Below are 263 nucleotides of genomic sequence, written 5' to 3'. Positions count from 1 at the left end.
CTATTCGTTGAGGATGCAGATTGAAGAGGATTTTCGATCCAGCAAGAACGAGCATTATGGACTTGGCGTGAATCGTTCCCGTTCCCGCTCTGCGCAACGATTTGATGTGCTGCTGCTGATTGCCGCCCTGGCCAGCTTCGCGGCTTGGTTGGTGGGTCTGGCGGCAGAGCATGAGGGGCGCCACCGTCATTATCAGCCGAACACGGCCAAGCGACGGGTGTTGTCCCATTTCTTCCTGGGCTTGAGGGTATTGCGGCGAGAAT

At 56.7% G+C, this 263-nt stretch carries 1 pseudogene; it reads left to right on the top strand.

Annotated elements, in window-relative coordinates:
• Positions 1-67: 67 nt before the first annotated feature.
• Positions 68-263, top strand: a pseudogene (locus ECTPHS_RS13810) (IS4 family transposase); the annotation flags it as partial.

It is taken from the genome of Ectothiorhodospira sp. PHS-1 (genome assembly GCF_000225005.1).
In the GTDB taxonomy this organism is placed as follows: domain Bacteria; phylum Pseudomonadota; class Gammaproteobacteria; order Ectothiorhodospirales; family Ectothiorhodospiraceae; genus Ectothiorhodospira.
Note: the sequence above shows the minus strand (reverse complement) of the source record. Positions and strands in the feature narration are given on the sequence as shown.